Source organism: Actinoplanes italicus (genome assembly GCF_003001815.1).
GTDB lineage: Bacteria > Actinomycetota > Actinomycetes > Mycobacteriales > Micromonosporaceae > Actinoplanes > Actinoplanes italicus.
Genome location: NZ_PVMZ01000064.1, coordinates 1 through 1,405, shown reverse-complemented (window position 1 = coordinate 1,405; position 1,405 = coordinate 1). Strand labels below are relative to the sequence as shown.

1 protein-coding gene is annotated in these 1,405 nt (G+C 67.3%); it reads left to right on the top strand.

Features of this window, described 5'->3' with window-relative positions; all coding sequences use genetic code 11:
- Positions 1-102: 102 nt before the first annotated feature.
- Complete coding sequence (locus tag CLV67_RS50795) at positions 103-1,347, top strand: IS256 family transposase (protein ID WP_106331198.1); 1,245 nt, start codon at positions 103-105, stop codon at positions 1,345-1,347.
- Positions 1,348-1,405: the final 58 nt, after the last annotated feature.

The following is a 1,405-nucleotide window of genomic DNA, read 5'->3' as shown; positions in this document are numbered from 1 at the left end:
GGTCGCGTCCACCGAAGTGGTGTATGACCGGGACTTTCCGGGATGAAAGAGGCGGCCACCGCAGATCCTTCGGATTGCCTAGATCAGAAGGAGAGACCTGCGATGGCCGCACAAGAGAGTCTGGACCTGGCCGGTTTGCTGGACACGCATTTGGAATCGGCGAGCCCTGATGTGCTGAAGTCCCTGGTCAAGACGTTCGCTGACGCGTTGATGTCGGCCGAGGCCGACGCGGTGTGCGGCGCCGGTTACGGCGAACGCACGCCCGAGCGGGCCAATTCCCGCAACGGCTATCGGCATCGGGAGTGGGACACCCGGGCCGGCACCGTCGACCTCGCGATCCCGAAGCTGCGGTCCGGCTCGTACTTTCCGGACTGGCTGCTGCAGCACCGCCGCCGGGCCGAACAAGCCCTCGTGTCGGTGGTGGCCACCAGCTATCTGCTCGGGGTGTCGACGCGGCGGATGGAGAAACTCGTCGAGCAGCTGGGCGTCAAGCAGTTGTCCAAGAGCCAGGTCTCGGAGATGGCCCGGCATCTGGACGCCCAGGTCGAGGCGTTCCGCAACCGGCCGCTGGATCAGTGCCCTTACACGTTCGTGTGGACCGACGCCCTGGTCATCAAGGTCCGCGAACACGGCCGCACGGTCAACGTCCATGCCCTGGTCGCGGTCGGCGTCAACGCCGACGGCGGCCGTGAAGTGCTGGGCCTGGACGTCGCCAGCGACGAGGACGGCGCCGGCTGGCTGGCCTTCCTGCGGTCGCTGACCGCCCGCGGCCTGTCCGGCGTCCGCCTGATCATCTCCGACGCCCACCGCGGGCTGATCGGTGCGATCGGCGCGGCGCTACCCGGTGCGCAGTGGCAGCGGTGCCGCACCCACTACCTGCGCAACCTGCTCGCCAAAGTCCCCAAGAGCGCACAGCCCTGGGTCGCCACGCTGGTCCGCACGATTTTCGACCAGCCCGACGCCGCCGCCGTCGCCGCTCAGTTCGACCGGGTCCTGGACAGCATCAGCGAGAAGTTCCCGGCCGCCGCCGAACACCTCGACGACGCCCGCGCCGACCTGCTCGCCTTCACGAGTTTCCCGCGAGAGCTCTGGCGTCAGATCTGGTCGAACAACCCGCAAGAACGGCTGAACAAGGAGATCCGCCGCCGCACCGACGTCGTCGGGATCTTCCCGAACCGTGACGCGATCATCCGCCTCGTCGGCGCGGTCCTGGCCGAACAGACCGACGAATGGGTCGAAGGCCGCCGCTACATGGGCCTGGAGATCCTCGCCAAAGCCCGCCTGGCCAGCGTCAATGCCGAACGCCCCGATACCGAAACAATCGAAACGACCGCAATCGCCGCATAAGATCAACAGACACGGATCAGCGCTGGCCGCCTCTTACACCACGCCAGTGGACGCGACC

Coding starts and splice junctions, on each gene's coding strand:
- CLV67_RS50795 (WP_106331198.1), top strand. CDS start 103: ATGGCCGCACAAGAGAGTCTGGACCTGGCCGGTTTGCTGGACACGCAT.